The sequence below is a fragment of the Crenobacter sp. CS_VA4 genome, assembly GCF_055597485.1.
The window spans coordinates 18,190-31,193 of the sequence record NZ_JBVMAE010000038.1 but is presented as its reverse complement, the minus strand read 5'-3'; the positions used below and the strand labels follow the sequence as shown (position 1 = coordinate 31,193).

Sequence of the window (13,004 nt, the reverse complement as noted above, 5' to 3'; positions counted from 1 at the left end):
GGGCGGCTACTCGATCGCGCTGCGCCCCAACCTGACCTTCGAGCCGCAGGCGCAGCTGATCTGGCAGCGGGTGGCGGTCGATGACCTGGACGACGGCATCTCGAAAGTGTCGTTCGAGCGCGCGGACGGCTTCCTGGGCCGGATCGGGGCCCGACTGCAGGGGCAGTTCGAGCGCGGCGGCACCCTGTGGCAGCCGTATCTGCGCGCCAATCTGCTGCGCAGCTTCGGCGGCAACGATCAGGCGAGCTTTGCCGGCGCGACATCGATCCCGACCACGCTGACCGGCACCGCCGGGCAGATCGGCGCCGGTGTGATCGGCAAGCTGTCCCCGACCAGCAGCGTCTACGCGACGCTGACCTACACCACCAATCTGGACAGCACCTCGCGGGAAACCATCGGCGGGAATGTCGGCGTGCGCCTGGCCTGGTAAGCGCCGCGGCATTGAAACAAAACAAGCCGGCTTTGCCGGCTTGTTTTGTTTCTAAAGCTTGCGCCAACACTTCGCGCAGAGTCTGTTCAGAATCTGTCGCGAGCGGCCCTCAGCGGGGTGAAGAGCAGCGCAGAAACCGGAATGTACATGGGTACATGAGGATTTCCGATCGCTGAGCGAATCACTGCGTGCGTATCTGCGATACGCCCAGCGATAGATTCGCACGCCGAGCGCATGAGCCCCGATCAGGGGCGCGCAGCAAGATTATGGAGAGGCTCTCAGCCGGGCAACGCGATCAGCCTTGCTGGGTCGATGCCGACGCGTACCGCACCGCCGACGTGCAGCCCTTCGCCGAGTCCCGCCGCTTCGCGCGGCGACAACGTCAGCGTCAGCGGGCCTTCATCGAACGCAACGGTCAGCCGGACCCCTTCGGCCAGGCTTTCCAGTGCTTCGACCCGGCGCAGCGGCTGCGCCTCGCCGAAACAGAACGCCAGCTCGGGCACCAGCGCGGTGCTCAGCACATTGTCGAAACCGACGAAACGCGCCACCCAGGCGTCGGCCGGCCGTGCCAACAGTTCAGCCGGCGTCGCGCACTGGGCGATTCGCCCGTCGCGCAGCAGCGCCACCCGGTCGGCCAGCGCAAATGCCTCGGCGCGGTCGTGCGTCACGAGGATCGCCGGGATGCCGGCGTCGGCGAGCAGGCGGCGGAAGGTCTGCTGCAGGCTCTGGCGCAAGTTGGCGTCGAGGCTGGAGAACGGCTCGTCGAGCAGCATCAGCCGCGGCCGGGTCACCAGCGCGCGCGCCAGCGCCACGCGCTGCTGCTCGCCGCCGGACAGCGTGAACACCCGGCGCGCGCCGTAGCCGGCGAGGCCGACCTGCGCCAGCGCCGCTTCGGCGCGTTCGCGCACCTCGGCGCGCGGCAGCCGCCGCTCGACCAGGCCGAAGCCGACGTTGCCGAGCACGTCCAGGTGCGGAAACAGCGCGAAGTCCTGGAACATCAGCGCGAACTCGCGCGCCTCGGGCGCGGCGCGGCTGATGTCGGCGCCGGCGAAGCGCACCCAGCCGGCGTCGGGCGTCTCCAGCCCGGCGATGATCTTCAGCAGGGTGCTCTTGCCGCCACCGGAGGGGCCAAGCAGCGCCAGCGTCTCGCCGGCGGCGACGGTGAGCGACAGCCGCTCTGCGACGCAATGTTGGCCGAAGCGTTTGGAGATATCGATCAGTTCAAGCATGGGGCAACTCCGTGGCGGCCGGCGGCCGCGCATCGAGGCGACGACGCGCCCGCTCGAGCGGGCTCGGCCATTCGATCAGCAGGAAGGCGAGCAGCGCAAACGCCATCAACAGCGCCGACAGCACCAGCGCCTCGGCGAGGTTGGTCGCGCCGGGTCGGCCGAGGCGCTGGTAGATCAGCGTGGTCAGCGTCGTCCACTCCGGGCGCGACAGGAACAGCGTCACCGCGAATTCGCCGACCGTGGTCGCGGCGGCAAACGCCAGACCCCGCCGGAACGCCGGCAGCAGCCACGGCCAGCTCACCCGCCAGAACGCCCGCCACGGCGTCGCGCCGAGGCTCTGCGCCGCCTGCGGCTGGCTGGCCGGCAAGGCGTCAAGCGCGGCGGCGATCGCCTTGGCGATGAACGGGTAGGCGAACAGCGCGTACGCCGACAGCAACAGCACGAGGCTCGCGGTCCACGCCGGATAGAGCAGCAACAGGCCGAACGCCACGCACACCGGCGACACCACGAACGGCAGGAACACCGCGCCGCGCAGCCAGACCGAGCGACGCGCCGCCAGCGCGTGCACGACGCCGAGCACGCTGGCGAGCGACAGCGCGATCAGGCTGAAGCGGCCGCTATTCGCAAGAGCCGCAAGCGTGTCAGGCGCCGACAGCACCGCCCACGCCTCGGGGCCGGCCGCCAGCGCGCGGCCGAACACCGCCATGAGCGGCGCGGCTCCGAACACCAGCAGCGCGAGCCATGCGGCGCCGAGCCAGGCCCGTTCGGCCAACGTTGCGGGCTTGCGCGGCGCGATCGGCTCGATCTTACCCGGCGTCGCCAGCCTCTTCTCCACCCAGGCATAGCCGAGCGCCGCCGCGCCGGTAATCGCCAGCATCGCCAGCGCCAAGGCGCCGGCGTCGCCGAGGTTCAGCTCGTACGCGACCAGCGAATAGATCTCGACGTCGACGGTGGCGTAGCGCTGGCCGCCGAGCAAGAGCGCCAGGCCGAAACCGCAGAAGCAGTACAGGAACACCAGGCATAGCGCCGAGACGAGCCACGGCCGCGCCACCGGCCATTCGACCCGCCAGAACGCCCGCCACGGCGTCGCGCCGAGGCTGCGCGCGGCGGCGAGGCGCGACGCCGGCACCGCGGCGAAGCCATCCACCCCGGCGCGCAACACCAGCGGCAGGTTGTAGAACAGGTTGCCGTAGAGCAGCAGCCACGGCGTGTCTTGGCCGTTGAACGGCAGCACACCGTGCGGCCCGGCCAGCGCCAGTACGCCGAGGCCGGCGACCAGGGTCGGCATCACGAACGGCAGCATCAAGAGGCGCAGCACCAGCGTGCGCCCGGCGAAGTCGAAACGCGCCAAGGCCCAGGCGAGCGGCAGGCCGATCAGCAGCGTCAGCACGCAGGTCACCGCCGCCTGCGTCAGCGACCAGACGATGCGCCAGCGCAGATAGGCGTCGGTGAGGATATTCGCCGACATGCTGGCCCAGCCTTCGGCGAGCAGGCGCGACAACGGCGCGACCACCACCACCGCCAGGAACAACAGCGGCAACAGCGTCAGCGCCGTGCGTCTAGGATCAAACCGTGCGATCACTGCCCGCCCTTGAGCACCACGCGCGTCCAGCGCGCCACCCACTGCTGGCCGCGCGCGGCGATGGCCTGGCTGTCGGCGGCCGGTACCCCGGCCGGCTTGTCGGCGTGCTTGAACACCGGGTCAATCGCGGCGGCCGGGTTGACCGGGTACATCCACATCGTGGTCTGCATCGCCTTCTGCACCGGTTCGCTGCGCAGGTAATCGATGAACCGCTTCGCCGCCTCGCGCTCGCCGCCGCCCTTGATCAACGCCGCGCCCTCCACCTGCTGGAACACGCCGGCCGGCAGGTTCAGGTTGGCGGTCGGCGATTCGGTGAGCTTTTGCTTGCTGTAGAACACCTCGGCGGCCGGGCTGGTGGCGTAGCTGACCACGATCGGGCGGCTGCCGCCGTTGCGGCTGAAGTCGGTGTAGTAGGCCTCGCTCCAGCCCTTGGCGACCTTGACGCCGTTGTCGCGCAGCTTGGCCCAGAACGCGAACGCCTTGTCCTCGCCCATGCCCTGCACGTTGGCCGCGAGGAACGCCAGACCCGGGCTCGAGGTGGCCGGGTTCGGCACCACCAGCAGGTCCTTGTACGCCGGGGTGGTCAGCGCGTCGAGCGAGCTCGGCAGCGCCTTGCCATGCTTGGCGAACCAGGCCTTGTCGATATTGAGGGTGACGTAGCCGTAGTCGACGCTGACCACGCCGGCCGGCAGGCTCTGCAGCGCCTTGCCGGCCGGTGCGTACGGCTCGATCACGCCGGCGGCGACGGCCTTGCCGACCAGGCTGTTGTCGATGCCGTAGGCGACGTCGGCGATCGGGTTGGCGCGGGTCAAAATCAGCTTGTTGACCAGCGCGCCGGCGTCGCCGGCCTTGATGATGGACAGCTTCACGCCCGACTGCTTCTCGAAGTCGGCGAGCAAGGGTTTAGGCAGGTCGAACGAATCGTGGGTGATCACGCGCAGCTCGGCGGCGTGAACGAGTGGGGCGAGGCCGGCGGCGACGAGCGCGGCCAGCAGGGAACGCAGGGCAAACATGGACGACTTCCTTAAGTAGTGAATCTTTGGCTACGCAGGGAGTCGTCGCGCGCAGGCAAGGCCGGCGCCGCACGCTCCCTACGCAGGTTTCAAGAGTCGCCGACAAAACCCGGCTACGCGCTCCCGGCTAGGCGCCCCGCCGCAGACAGTACAAGTAGTACGGCAAGGCGGGGTAAACAACGCCGGGAGGGGTTTGTCGGCGACTCGATATCCTGATCAGGTTCTAGGGGACTCTCTCAGCACGGCGCACACGGCTCCGGCACCCCCGGTGACAATTCGGCTGAAGTATACCGCCCCCCATCACACCCCGACACATTTGCTAACAACTGGTAACAGCCTGGATTCGGGCGCCGGACTAGCATCAGGAAAAGTCCATCGGGGAAGAAAAACATGAAACGTTTCCGGCTGCTTCTGGCGCTCATCGCGCTGCTGCCGGCGCTCGCGCAGGCGGCCGGCATCGGTGAGGACGGTGCGCGGCTGCTGCTCACCCGCACCGGTTTCGGCGCCAACCCGGCCAGGATCGCCGAGCTCGCGCCACTCACCCGCGCGCAGGCGATCGACCGGGTGCTGGCCAGCCCGCGCACCGAGCCCCTGACCCCGCCTCCGGGCTGGGTGATGCAGCCGATCGAGCTGCCGCGCTACGCGCAGCTGCCCGAGGACCAGAAGAAGGCGCTGCGCCAGCAGGAGAACCAGCGCGCGCTCGAGCTGAAGGGCTGGTGGCTCGGCGAGATGCGCGCCACCGATTCGCCGATCAGCGAGAAGATGACCCTATTCTGGCACAACCACTTCGTGTCCGGTCTCGACAAGGTGAACTCGCCCGAGCTGATGGCGCGGCAGAACCTGCTGTTGCGCCGCGAGGCGCTCGGCAACTTCGGCACGCTGTTGCACGACATCGCGCACGACCCGGCGATGATGCGCTACCTCGACACCGCCAATAACCGCAAGGGTCAGCCGAACGAGAACTTCGCCCGCGAGGTGATGGAGCTCTTCACGCTCGGCGAGGGCCACTACAGCGAACAGGACATCCGCGAGGCGGCCCGCGCCTTCACCGGCTGGGGCCTGATGCCGGGCAGCGGCGACTTCGTCTACCGGCCGCGCCAGCACGACGGCGGCAGCAAGACGGTGTTCGGCCAGAGCGGCAACTACGACGGCGACCAGGTGCTCGGCCTGTTGCTGCAACGCCCCGAGACCTCGCGCTTCATCACCGCCAAGCTGTGGCGCTTCTTCGTCTCCCCTACCCCGGATGCGCGCAGCGTCGACCGCTTGGCCGAAGGTTTCTACGACTCCGGCTACCAGATCAAGCCGCTGGTACGCGCGCTACTGTTGACCGACGCGTTCTGGAAGAGCAGCGGCCAGCTGGTGAAGTCGCCGGTGGAGCTGACCGTCGGCACCTTGGTCACCTTCGACCTGACCCCGGCCGACTACCGGCCGCTGGCGCTGTTCAACTGCAACCTCGGCCAGGATCTGTTCAGCCCGCCGAATGTGAAGGGCTGGCCGGGCGGCGACGACTGGATCAACAGCGCCACCCTACTCGCTCGCAAGCAGTTTCTCGAGCGACTGAGCAGCGGAGGAATCAGCCTGCCCTCCGGTGGCCCGACGATGCTGCCGGTGGCGACCGGGCTCGACGAGTCGTCGCAGAAGGCCACCGAGCGGCGGCTGACCCGGCTGAGCCTCGACACCGCCGACTGGGCCGAGCGTTACCGGGTCGACAGCGTGCGCCGCGCCAGCCATCTGCTGCTGGCGGTGAAACCGGCCAGCCCGCCAGTGGCCGACGACCCGGGTGCGGTGGTGAGGGCGCTGCTACTCGACGCCGCCTACCAGGTCGATTAGGAGCCGCTACCCAAAACCCTTGGCGTTGTTGTTGTGCTGCCTTGCCGTACTCCTTGTACTGTCTGCGGCAGCACGCCTAGCCAAGGTCGCTTCGCTCTTTTGGCTAACGACCCCAAAACTAGGATGCAAGAAATGCAACGACGCGAATTCCTGCAGGCACTCGGCGCCGGCCTGACGCTGGCGGTACTGCCGGAGCTGACGCTCGCCTATTCGGCCGACCCGGTGCGCTACGGTCGGCTCTTGGTGCTGGTCGAGCTCAAGGGCGGCAACGACGGCCTCAACACGGTGATCCCCTATGCCTCGCCCGACTACGCGCGGCTGCGGCCGTCATTGGCCATACCGCGCGACCAGGTGCTGGTGTTGTCCGAACGGGCGGCCTTCCACCCGTCGCTCGCGGCGCTGATGCCGCTGTGGCAGGACGGCGAGTTGGCGATCGTCGAGGGGGTCGGCTACCACGAGCCGAACCTGTCGCACTTTCGTTCGATCGAGATCTGGGACACCGCATCGGCGAGCGAGCAGGTGCTGCAAACCGGCTGGCTGAGCCGGCAGTTCCGCCGCGCGCCGCTGCCGTCGCAGTACGCCGCCGACGGCGTGGTGCTGGGCAGCCAGACGCTCGGCCCGTTCGAGGGCGGAGCGCGGGTGGTGGTGTTGAACGACCCGGCCGCGTTCGCGCGCGAGGCGAAGCTCGCATCCGACGTCGGTAGTGGCGCCGCGCCGGGCGCCTTGGCGCACATCCTCAAGGTCGAGGGCGACATCCGCCACGCGGCCGAGGGGCTGACGGGCAGCGGCATGGCGGCGAAGCGCGACCCGAACAGCGCCGAGGCACAGGGCAAGATCCCGCCGCCGCCGGGCGCGTTCGGCAAGGCGGTAAAGACGCTGACCGACACCCTGGCGCGCGGCTCGCAGGTCGCGGTGGCGCGGCTGACGCTGACCGGCTTCGACACCCACGGCGGCCAACTGGCGACCCAGGGTCGGCTGCTGAAGGAGTTGGCCGAAGGCCTGGCGAGCCTGCGCTCGTCCTTGCAGGCGCAGGGGCGCTGGCAGGACACGCTGGTGATGAGCTACGCCGAGTTCGGCCGTCGGCCGCGCCAGAACGGCAACAACGGCACCGACCACGGTACGGCCAACGTGCATTTCGTCGCCGGCGGCGCGGTGAAAGGCGGCTTCTACGGCAAGGCGCCTCAGCTTGCCGGCATCAGTGACGGCAACCTCGACTACGGCGTCGACTTTCGCGAGCTGTACGCGACCGCGCTCGGGCCGTGGTGGGGGCAGGACGCGGCGGCGACGCTCGGTGGCCGGTTCAGTCCGCTGCCGCTGTTACGCGTCTGAGCGTCACCGCTGGCCGAACCACGGCCAGAAACGGCCTCGGCCAAGTGGGCTCCCCCTGCTTGGTCGAATCGTCTTGCTACGCTCGAGGTTTAGCTACAACGCGAGTATTTCGACGCGCCCGCAGAATTAGTCGTCATGTTTTCCGCTGTTGCGCCCGATAATAGGGCATTGGCCATTATCGGCGCGTCGCTGCGATGGCTTACCGGCCTGATTATGATAAGCACATGGAAACTCTAAGCCCCCCAATCCCCCCGAGTCACGCCAACCTGCGGCTGCCGCCGCCGGAGAGCGACAAATCGCTCGCCAGCCGCGCGATGCCGGTCAGCGAAACGGTGCTGATGCTGCAGGACGACGCCGGCCCCTTGTACGGCCTGGTGCGCAAGAGCCATGTGCGCACCGAACAGAGCGAATATCTGAGCGTGCAGTTTCGCGGCGTCGCCCGGCTGGTCGACGGCAGCAGCTGGCAGCCGCTCGACAACGTCAGCCACGACTATTCGGCGAGCGAGCACTGCGCGTGGATCAAGGTCGACTTTCCGAGCAAGACGGTCAGCTTCGGCCCGTCCACCGGCATCGTCGTCGAGCCGCCGTTCGAGCGCGGCGAGCTCGCCACCTACCTGCTCGTCCAACTGATCGTCTGGGCCAAGGCGCACTATCCCGACTTCGCCGTCGCACCGGGCGCGTTCGCGCTGCCGGGCAGCCTGAGCGAGCAGGAAAAGCTCACCCGCCAGGCGTTCTTCGCCGCACAAGGCTTCGACTTCGAGTGGCTGGACCCGGAACAGCGCACCGGCCGCTACAGCAAGGACAAGGTGCACCGGCTGATCGGCATGGTCGACCAGGACGCCGCCAGCGAGATCAGCGGTGCGGCGCTGCTCGAGAGCATCTCGCGCCAAGAAGCTCACCGCCACGAGCTGGAAGGCCAGTTGGCCAACCTGGACTCGGGTCGTGCCAGCCTGCTGCGCCAATTGCAGCGCGAACGCAGCGTCAACCAGATCCTGTCCGGCGTGCTGATCACCGCGCTGGTGTCGGTGCTGTTCTGGGCGATCTGGTAAGAACCTGTTCATGATCTTGCTGCGCGGCCCTGATCAGGGCTCATGCGCTCGGCGTGCGAATCTATTGATTCGCTCAGCGATCGGAAATCCTCAGGACACCACGTCCATTCCGGTTTCTGCGCTGCTCTTCACCCCGCTGAGGCCCGCTCGCGACAGATTCTGAACAGGTTCTAAGCGACCTCTATACCAGTCCACAAGGCGGGGAGCCTTCCCCGCCTTTGTCATGCCTGCAGCAAACGCTGCTGCAGCCAGCCGCCGGCCGGCCCCAGCCGATGGTTGCGCGACCACACCACGTCGACCGGCAGGCTCTTCGGCCAACCCGGCACCGCCAGCTCGGTGAGCCGGCCCACCGCGAACCGTTCGACCAGCCAGCGCGGCAGCTCGGCCCAGCCGAAGCCGAACACCGCCATTTCCATCAACAGCAGATAGCTCGGCGCCGACCAGCAGCGACCACCTTCCGGCTTCGCGCCGTCGTCGAGGTAAGTATTGAGGCGCAGCGCGCGGTGGCCGGCCAACTCGTCGCGGCCCGGCGCCGCCAGCCGCGCGAGCGGGTGGTGCCGGGCGACGTACAGGCCGATCTCAGCGCGCTCGGCCACGGTCGCCGCACCGATGTCGGGCGGATAGGCCGGCTGCGCCGCCATCAGGCCGAGCTGCGCCCGGCCCTGCTGCACCAGCGCCAACACGTCGCCGTGCTCGGCGACCAGGCATTCGAACTCCAGCTCGGGGTAGCGCCGGTCGAGTTCGATCAGCGTCGCCTCGTACTGCACCGACTGGTAGGTATCGGACACCACCACGGTGAGGCGCGGCTCCATGCCGGCGAGCAACTGGCTGGCCGAGCGGCCGAGCCGGTCGTGCGCGGCCAGCACCTCGTCGACCCGGCCGAGCAAGGCCCTGCCCGCGTCGGTCAGCACCGGCTGGCGGGCGCGGCGGTCGAACAGCGCGAGCCCCAGGTCGATTTCCAGGTTGGCGATCGCCTCGCTGACGGTGGACTGGCTCTTGCCGAGCTTGCGTGCCGCGGCGCTGAACGAGCCCTGCGCGGCCGCCTCGGCGAACGCCTGCAACGATTCGGGGGAGAAATTCATATCGGTTTTTCCGATGCTAACTATTTTCACCCTATCTGAAATACCGATGAAAATACAGGCCAACATCCACTAGCAGGAGAGCTGTCATGACCCATCACAAATCGCTGAAGGAGAGGATCTTTCACGCCATGGCGTTCGAGCTGTTGGCGATGGCGATCTGCGCGCCGCTGTTCTCCTGGCTGCTCGGCGTGTCGCTGGGCCATTTGGGCATCCTGACGCTGATGGTCTCGTTGCTCGCGATGCTCTGGAACATGCTGTTCAACAGCCTGTTCGACCGGCTGCAGAACCGGCTGGGCTTTGCCCGCAGCCTGCCGATACGGATAGTCCACGCGGCGCTGTTCGAGCTGGGACTGATCTGCGCGGTGGTGCCACTGGCCGCCTGGTGGCTGGGTGTCAGCCTGATCGAGGCGCTGCTGCTCGACCTCGGCATCCTGTTGTTCTTCCTGCCGTACACGGTGGTGTTCAACTGGACTTACGATACGCTGCGAGAGCGCTGGCTGGCCCGCCGCCCGCTCGCCGTTGATGCCTGATTTAGCCCGTTTCGTCGGCTCGCTTCGGCCAAGCTCACCGTTGGTCGAACGGGTGCTTGCGGTGGCCAAAACCGGCCGGCTAGTATCCAAAATGAACCGGGGAAAGGAGGCCAGCGATGACTCTGCGCGAATGGCTGATGCTGTATGGCGATAGCCACCAGCACCCGGTCAATGTCCTGATCCACAAGGTCTGCGTACCGGTAATCGTGTTCACCCTGCTTGGGCTGTTGTGGTGCGTGCCGCTGCCGGCCGAGTTACGCACGCTATTGACGTTCAACGGCGTCGGCTACGTGAACCTCGCGACGCTGACGGTGCTGCTCGGGCTGGTGTTCTACTTGCGGCTGTCGTCGTCGATGGCGGTCGGCATGGCGGTGATGACCTTTGCGATGCTGGTGGTGCTAGGCATGCTGGAGAAGCATGGCGCCAACCTGTTGAGGCCGTCGCTGGCGGCGTTCACAGTCGCGTGGGTCGGCCAGTTCATCGGCCACCAGATCGAGGGGAGGAAGCCATCGTTCTTCCGCGACCTGCAGTTCCTCTTGATCGGCCCGGCGTGGACGCTGGCGCCGTTGTACCGGCGGCTGGGAATCTCGTACTGATACGCAGCGACCATGATGCCATCAAGGCCAACCATTGCGGTTGGCCTTGATCATGTCGGTCGTCGTCCGACCTTCTGTCATCGGGTCGAGTTTGACAGCTACTTCAAGCGACCGGAAAGGAACTGGGCCAGGCGTTCGCTCTTCGGGTTGACCAGGACGTCCTGCGGGTGCCCCTCCTCCTCGATCCTCCCCTGATGCAAGAAGACCACGTGATTCGAGACATTGCGGGCGAAGCCCATCTCGTGCGTCACCACCACCATGGTGCGGCCTTCTTCGGCCAAGGCCTGCATCACCTTCAGCACCTCGCCGACCAGCTCCGGGTCGAGCGCCGAGGTCGGCTCGTCGAACAGCATCACCTCCGGCTCCATCGCGAGAGCCCGGGCGATCGCCACGCGCTGCTGCTGGCCGCCGGACAGGTGCGACGGGTACTTCGTTTCGACACTCTCGGGCAGGCCGACCTTGGCGAGGTATTTGCGCGCGCGCGCCACCGCCTCGTCTTTCGAGATGCCGAGCACGTGCATCGGCGACTCGATGATGTTCTCCAGCACCGTCATGTGCGCCCACAGATTGAAGTGCTGGAACACCATAGCCAGCTTGGTGCGCATGCTCTGCAGCTGCTTCGGGTCGGCGACGCGCAGCGCGCCCTTCTTGTCTTTGGCGGTGCGGATTTCCTCGGCATTCACCGTGATGCGCCCGGCGCACGGCTGCTCGAGGAAGTTGATGCAGCGCAGGAAGGTGCTCTTGCCCGAGCCAGAGGAACCGATGATGCTGATCACATCGCCGGCCTTGGCCTTCAGCGATACGCCCTTGAGCACCTCGTGGTCACCGTATTTCTTGTGCAGATCGTCTACAGACAGCTTGTACATTTTCTCTATTCTCCGATGTAGCCAGTTGAAACCGCTGACTCAATGTCCTTGAGGTTTCAGGAAGGCCAGCCAGCGCATTTCGCAGCGGCGGAAGCCCCACACCAGCGCAAAGGCGACGCAGGCGTACAGGATGGCCGCGATGCCAAAGGCCGAGAACGACGCGTAGGTCGCCGAGTTCACGTCGCGCGCCACTTTCAGGATGTCCGGCACGGTAGCGGTGAACGCCAGCGTGGTCGAGTGCAGCATCAGGATCACCTCGTTGCTGTAGTACGGTAGCGCACGGCGCAGCGCCGAGGGGATGATGATGCGGCGATAGAGCACCCAGTTCGACATGCCGTAGGCACGCGCCGCCTCGACCTCGCCGTAGGGAATGGAGCGGATCGCCCCGGCGAAGATCTCGGTGGTGTAGGCGCAGGTGTTCAGCGCGAACGCCAGGATCGTACAGTTGATGCCCTCCCTGAAGAAGGCGTCGAGCAAGGCGTGATCACGCACTACCTGCAGGCTGTAGATGCCGGTGTAACAGATCAAGAGCTGGATATAGAGCGGCGTGCCGCGAAACACATAGGTGTAGAACCACACCGGGCCGCGGATGTAGATGTTGTCCGACACCCGGGCCACGGACATCGGAATAGCCAGGCAGAATCCGACGGCTATCGATGCCGCCAGCAGCCACAGCGTCATGGCCACGCCGGACAGCCGGTAGCCATCGCTCCACAAGAACGCCTGCCAATAGTCCTGAAAGATACCGATCATAGCTGTGCCTTTCTAACGCCCGCCGAATAGTGGCGCTCCAGCCAGAGCAGGACAAAGTTCGAGGCGGTGGTGATGAACAGGTAGACGAAGGCGCCAACGATGCTGAAGAAGAACAGCTGCATCGAGCTCTTGCCGGCGTCCTGGGTCACTTTGATGATGTCGATCAGACCGATGATCGACACCAGCGCGGTCGCCTTGATCATCACCTGCCAGTTGTTGCCGATACCCGGCAGCGCGAAGCGCATCATCTGCGGGAACAGCACGCGGCGGAACACTTTCCACGGCGACATGCCGTAAGCCATCGCGGCTTCGATCTGGCCGCGCGGCACGGCTTGGAACGCGCCGCGGAAGGTTTCGGTGAAATAGGCGCCATAGATGAAGCCGAGCGTGATGACCCCGGCCACGAACGGGTCGATGTCGATCTGATCCCAATGCAGCCAATCGGTCACCTGGTTGAGCAACAACTGCAGGCTGTAGAACAGCAACATCATGATCACCAGGTCGGGGACGCTGCGTATCAGGGTGGTGTAGGCGGTGGCGCCATAGCGCAGCACACGATGCTGGGACAGCTTGGAGCTGGCCCCGATCAGGCCCAGCAGCACCGACACCAGCAGCGATAAGGCGGCCAGCTTGATGGTAGACAGGGTCCCGTCCAGGATTAACGGGCCATAGCCTTGCAGAAACATTGCGATTCTCCTAGTCGATAGCGTGGCCG

13 protein-coding genes are annotated in these 13,004 nt (G+C 66.7%); 6 read left to right on the top strand and 7 right to left on the bottom strand.

Annotated features, from left to right (window positions below; translation table 11 throughout):
- On the top strand, window positions 1-430 hold a 430-nt coding region (locus ACZ2IA_RS20900; protein ID WP_470294522.1), incomplete at its 5' end, for an autotransporter domain-containing protein.
- A gap of 278 nt (window positions 431-708) precedes the next feature.
- Here ACZ2IA_RS20900 and ACZ2IA_RS20895 read toward each other — a convergent pair.
- Genes ACZ2IA_RS20895 through ACZ2IA_RS20885 form a run of 3 tightly spaced genes read right to left on the bottom strand, consistent with a single transcriptional unit; the run spans window position 709 to window position 4,254 of the window.
- The gene (locus ACZ2IA_RS20895) at window positions 709-1,659 is read right to left on the bottom strand and encodes an ABC transporter ATP-binding protein (RefSeq protein ID WP_470294521.1); all 951 of its coding nucleotides are present in this window, start codon (window positions 1,657-1,659) and stop codon (window positions 709-711) included.
- Entirely contained in the window at window positions 1,652-3,241 is a 1,590-nt protein-coding gene (locus ACZ2IA_RS20890; RefSeq protein WP_470294520.1) for an ABC transporter permease, read from the bottom strand. Before ACZ2IA_RS20890 ends, ACZ2IA_RS20895 begins: the two co-directional genes overlap by 8 nt.
- On the bottom strand, window positions 3,238-4,254 hold the full coding sequence (locus ACZ2IA_RS20885) for a thiamine ABC transporter substrate-binding protein (protein ID WP_470294519.1): 1,017 nt from the start codon (window positions 4,252-4,254) through the stop codon (window positions 3,238-3,240). Before ACZ2IA_RS20885 ends, ACZ2IA_RS20890 begins: the two co-directional genes overlap by 4 nt.
- Before the next feature lie 390 nt (window positions 4,255-4,644).
- Here ACZ2IA_RS20885 and ACZ2IA_RS20880 point away from each other — a divergent pair, with 390 nt between their 5' ends.
- The 3 genes from ACZ2IA_RS20880 (at window position 4,645) to ACZ2IA_RS20870 (ending at window position 8,462) form a co-directional block, all read left to right on the top strand.
- Complete coding sequence (locus ACZ2IA_RS20880; protein WP_470294518.1) at window positions 4,645-6,084, top strand: DUF1800 domain-containing protein; 1,440 nt, start codon at window positions 4,645-4,647, stop codon at window positions 6,082-6,084.
- A 132-nt stretch (window positions 6,085-6,216) separates the two neighbouring features.
- Window positions 6,217-7,413 (top strand): DUF1501 domain-containing protein, encoded by a 1,197-nt coding sequence (locus tag ACZ2IA_RS20875; RefSeq protein ID WP_470294517.1) that lies wholly within the window; start codon window positions 6,217-6,219, stop codon window positions 7,411-7,413.
- 224 nt (window positions 7,414-7,637) lie between these two features.
- Entirely contained in the window at window positions 7,638-8,462 is an 825-nt protein-coding gene (locus tag ACZ2IA_RS20870; RefSeq protein ID WP_470294516.1) for a hypothetical protein, read from the top strand.
- Window positions 8,463-8,683: 221 nt separating this feature from the next.
- Here the strand turns inward: ACZ2IA_RS20870 and ACZ2IA_RS20865 are convergent, their stop codons facing one another.
- Entirely contained in the window at window positions 8,684-9,544 is an 861-nt protein-coding gene (locus ACZ2IA_RS20865; RefSeq protein WP_470294515.1) for a LysR family transcriptional regulator, read from the bottom strand.
- 86 nt (window positions 9,545-9,630) lie between these two features.
- Between ACZ2IA_RS20865 and ACZ2IA_RS20860 the strand changes: the two genes are divergently transcribed.
- Together ACZ2IA_RS20860 and ACZ2IA_RS20855 are read left to right on the top strand one after the other, a co-directional pair.
- Window positions 9,631-10,074, top strand: a complete 444-nt coding sequence (locus ACZ2IA_RS20860; RefSeq protein WP_470294514.1) for a multidrug/biocide efflux PACE transporter — start codon at window positions 9,631-9,633, stop codon at window positions 10,072-10,074.
- Between the two features lie 116 nt (window positions 10,075-10,190).
- Window positions 10,191-10,670, top strand: coding sequence for an Mpo1 family 2-hydroxy fatty acid dioxygenase (locus ACZ2IA_RS20855; RefSeq protein WP_470294513.1), 480 nt, complete (start codon window positions 10,191-10,193; stop codon window positions 10,668-10,670).
- Window positions 10,671-10,768: 98 nt separating this feature from the next.
- On the opposite strand, the gene ACZ2IA_RS20850 is transcribed toward ACZ2IA_RS20855, so the two are convergent.
- From ACZ2IA_RS20850 to ACZ2IA_RS20840, 3 genes are read right to left on the bottom strand one after another with little or no spacing between them, the layout of a single operon-like run.
- Window positions 10,769-11,536, bottom strand: a complete 768-nt coding sequence (locus tag ACZ2IA_RS20850; RefSeq protein ID WP_470294512.1) for an ABC transporter ATP-binding protein — start codon at window positions 11,534-11,536, stop codon at window positions 10,769-10,771.
- Window positions 11,537-11,575: 39 nt separating this feature from the next.
- On the bottom strand, window positions 11,576-12,289 hold the full coding sequence (locus ACZ2IA_RS20845; protein ID WP_470294511.1) for an ABC transporter permease: 714 nt from the start codon (window positions 12,287-12,289) through the stop codon (window positions 11,576-11,578).
- Window positions 12,286-12,975 (bottom strand): ABC transporter permease, encoded by a 690-nt coding sequence (locus ACZ2IA_RS20840; RefSeq protein ID WP_470294510.1) that lies wholly within the window; start codon window positions 12,973-12,975, stop codon window positions 12,286-12,288. The genes ACZ2IA_RS20845 and ACZ2IA_RS20840 overlap by 4 nt, the downstream gene beginning before the upstream one ends.
- Window positions 12,976-13,004: the final 29 nt, after the last annotated feature.

What these genes read in the sequence shown, in the direction of transcription:
- ACZ2IA_RS20860 (WP_470294514.1), top strand. Translation starts at nt 9,631, where the DNA reads ATGACCCATCACAAATCGCTGAAGGAGAGGATCTTTCACGCCATGGCG.
- ACZ2IA_RS20875 (WP_470294517.1), top strand. Translation starts at nt 6,217, where the DNA reads ATGCAACGACGCGAATTCCTGCAGGCACTCGGCGCCGGCCTGACGCTG.
- ACZ2IA_RS20885 (WP_470294519.1), bottom strand. Translation starts at nt 4,254, where the DNA reads ATGTTTGCCCTGCGTTCCCTGCTGGCCGCGCTCGTCGCCGCCGGCCTC.
- ACZ2IA_RS20840 (WP_470294510.1), bottom strand. Translation starts at nt 12,975, where the DNA reads ATGTTTCTGCAAGGCTATGGCCCGTTAATCCTGGACGGGACCCTGTCT.
- ACZ2IA_RS20880 (WP_470294518.1), top strand. Translation starts at nt 4,645, where the DNA reads ATGAAACGTTTCCGGCTGCTTCTGGCGCTCATCGCGCTGCTGCCGGCG.
- ACZ2IA_RS20895 (WP_470294521.1), bottom strand. Translation starts at nt 1,659, where the DNA reads ATGCTTGAACTGATCGATATCTCCAAACGCTTCGGCCAACATTGCGTC.
- ACZ2IA_RS20850 (WP_470294512.1), bottom strand. Translation starts at nt 11,536, where the DNA reads ATGTACAAGCTGTCTGTAGACGATCTGCACAAGAAATACGGTGACCAC.
- ACZ2IA_RS20855 (WP_470294513.1), top strand. Translation starts at nt 10,191, where the DNA reads ATGACTCTGCGCGAATGGCTGATGCTGTATGGCGATAGCCACCAGCAC.
- ACZ2IA_RS20865 (WP_470294515.1), bottom strand. Translation starts at nt 9,544, where the DNA reads ATGAATTTCTCCCCCGAATCGTTGCAGGCGTTCGCCGAGGCGGCCGCG.
- ACZ2IA_RS20870 (WP_470294516.1), top strand. Translation starts at nt 7,638, where the DNA reads ATGGAAACTCTAAGCCCCCCAATCCCCCCGAGTCACGCCAACCTGCGG.
- ACZ2IA_RS20845 (WP_470294511.1), bottom strand. Translation starts at nt 12,289, where the DNA reads ATGATCGGTATCTTTCAGGACTATTGGCAGGCGTTCTTGTGGAGCGAT.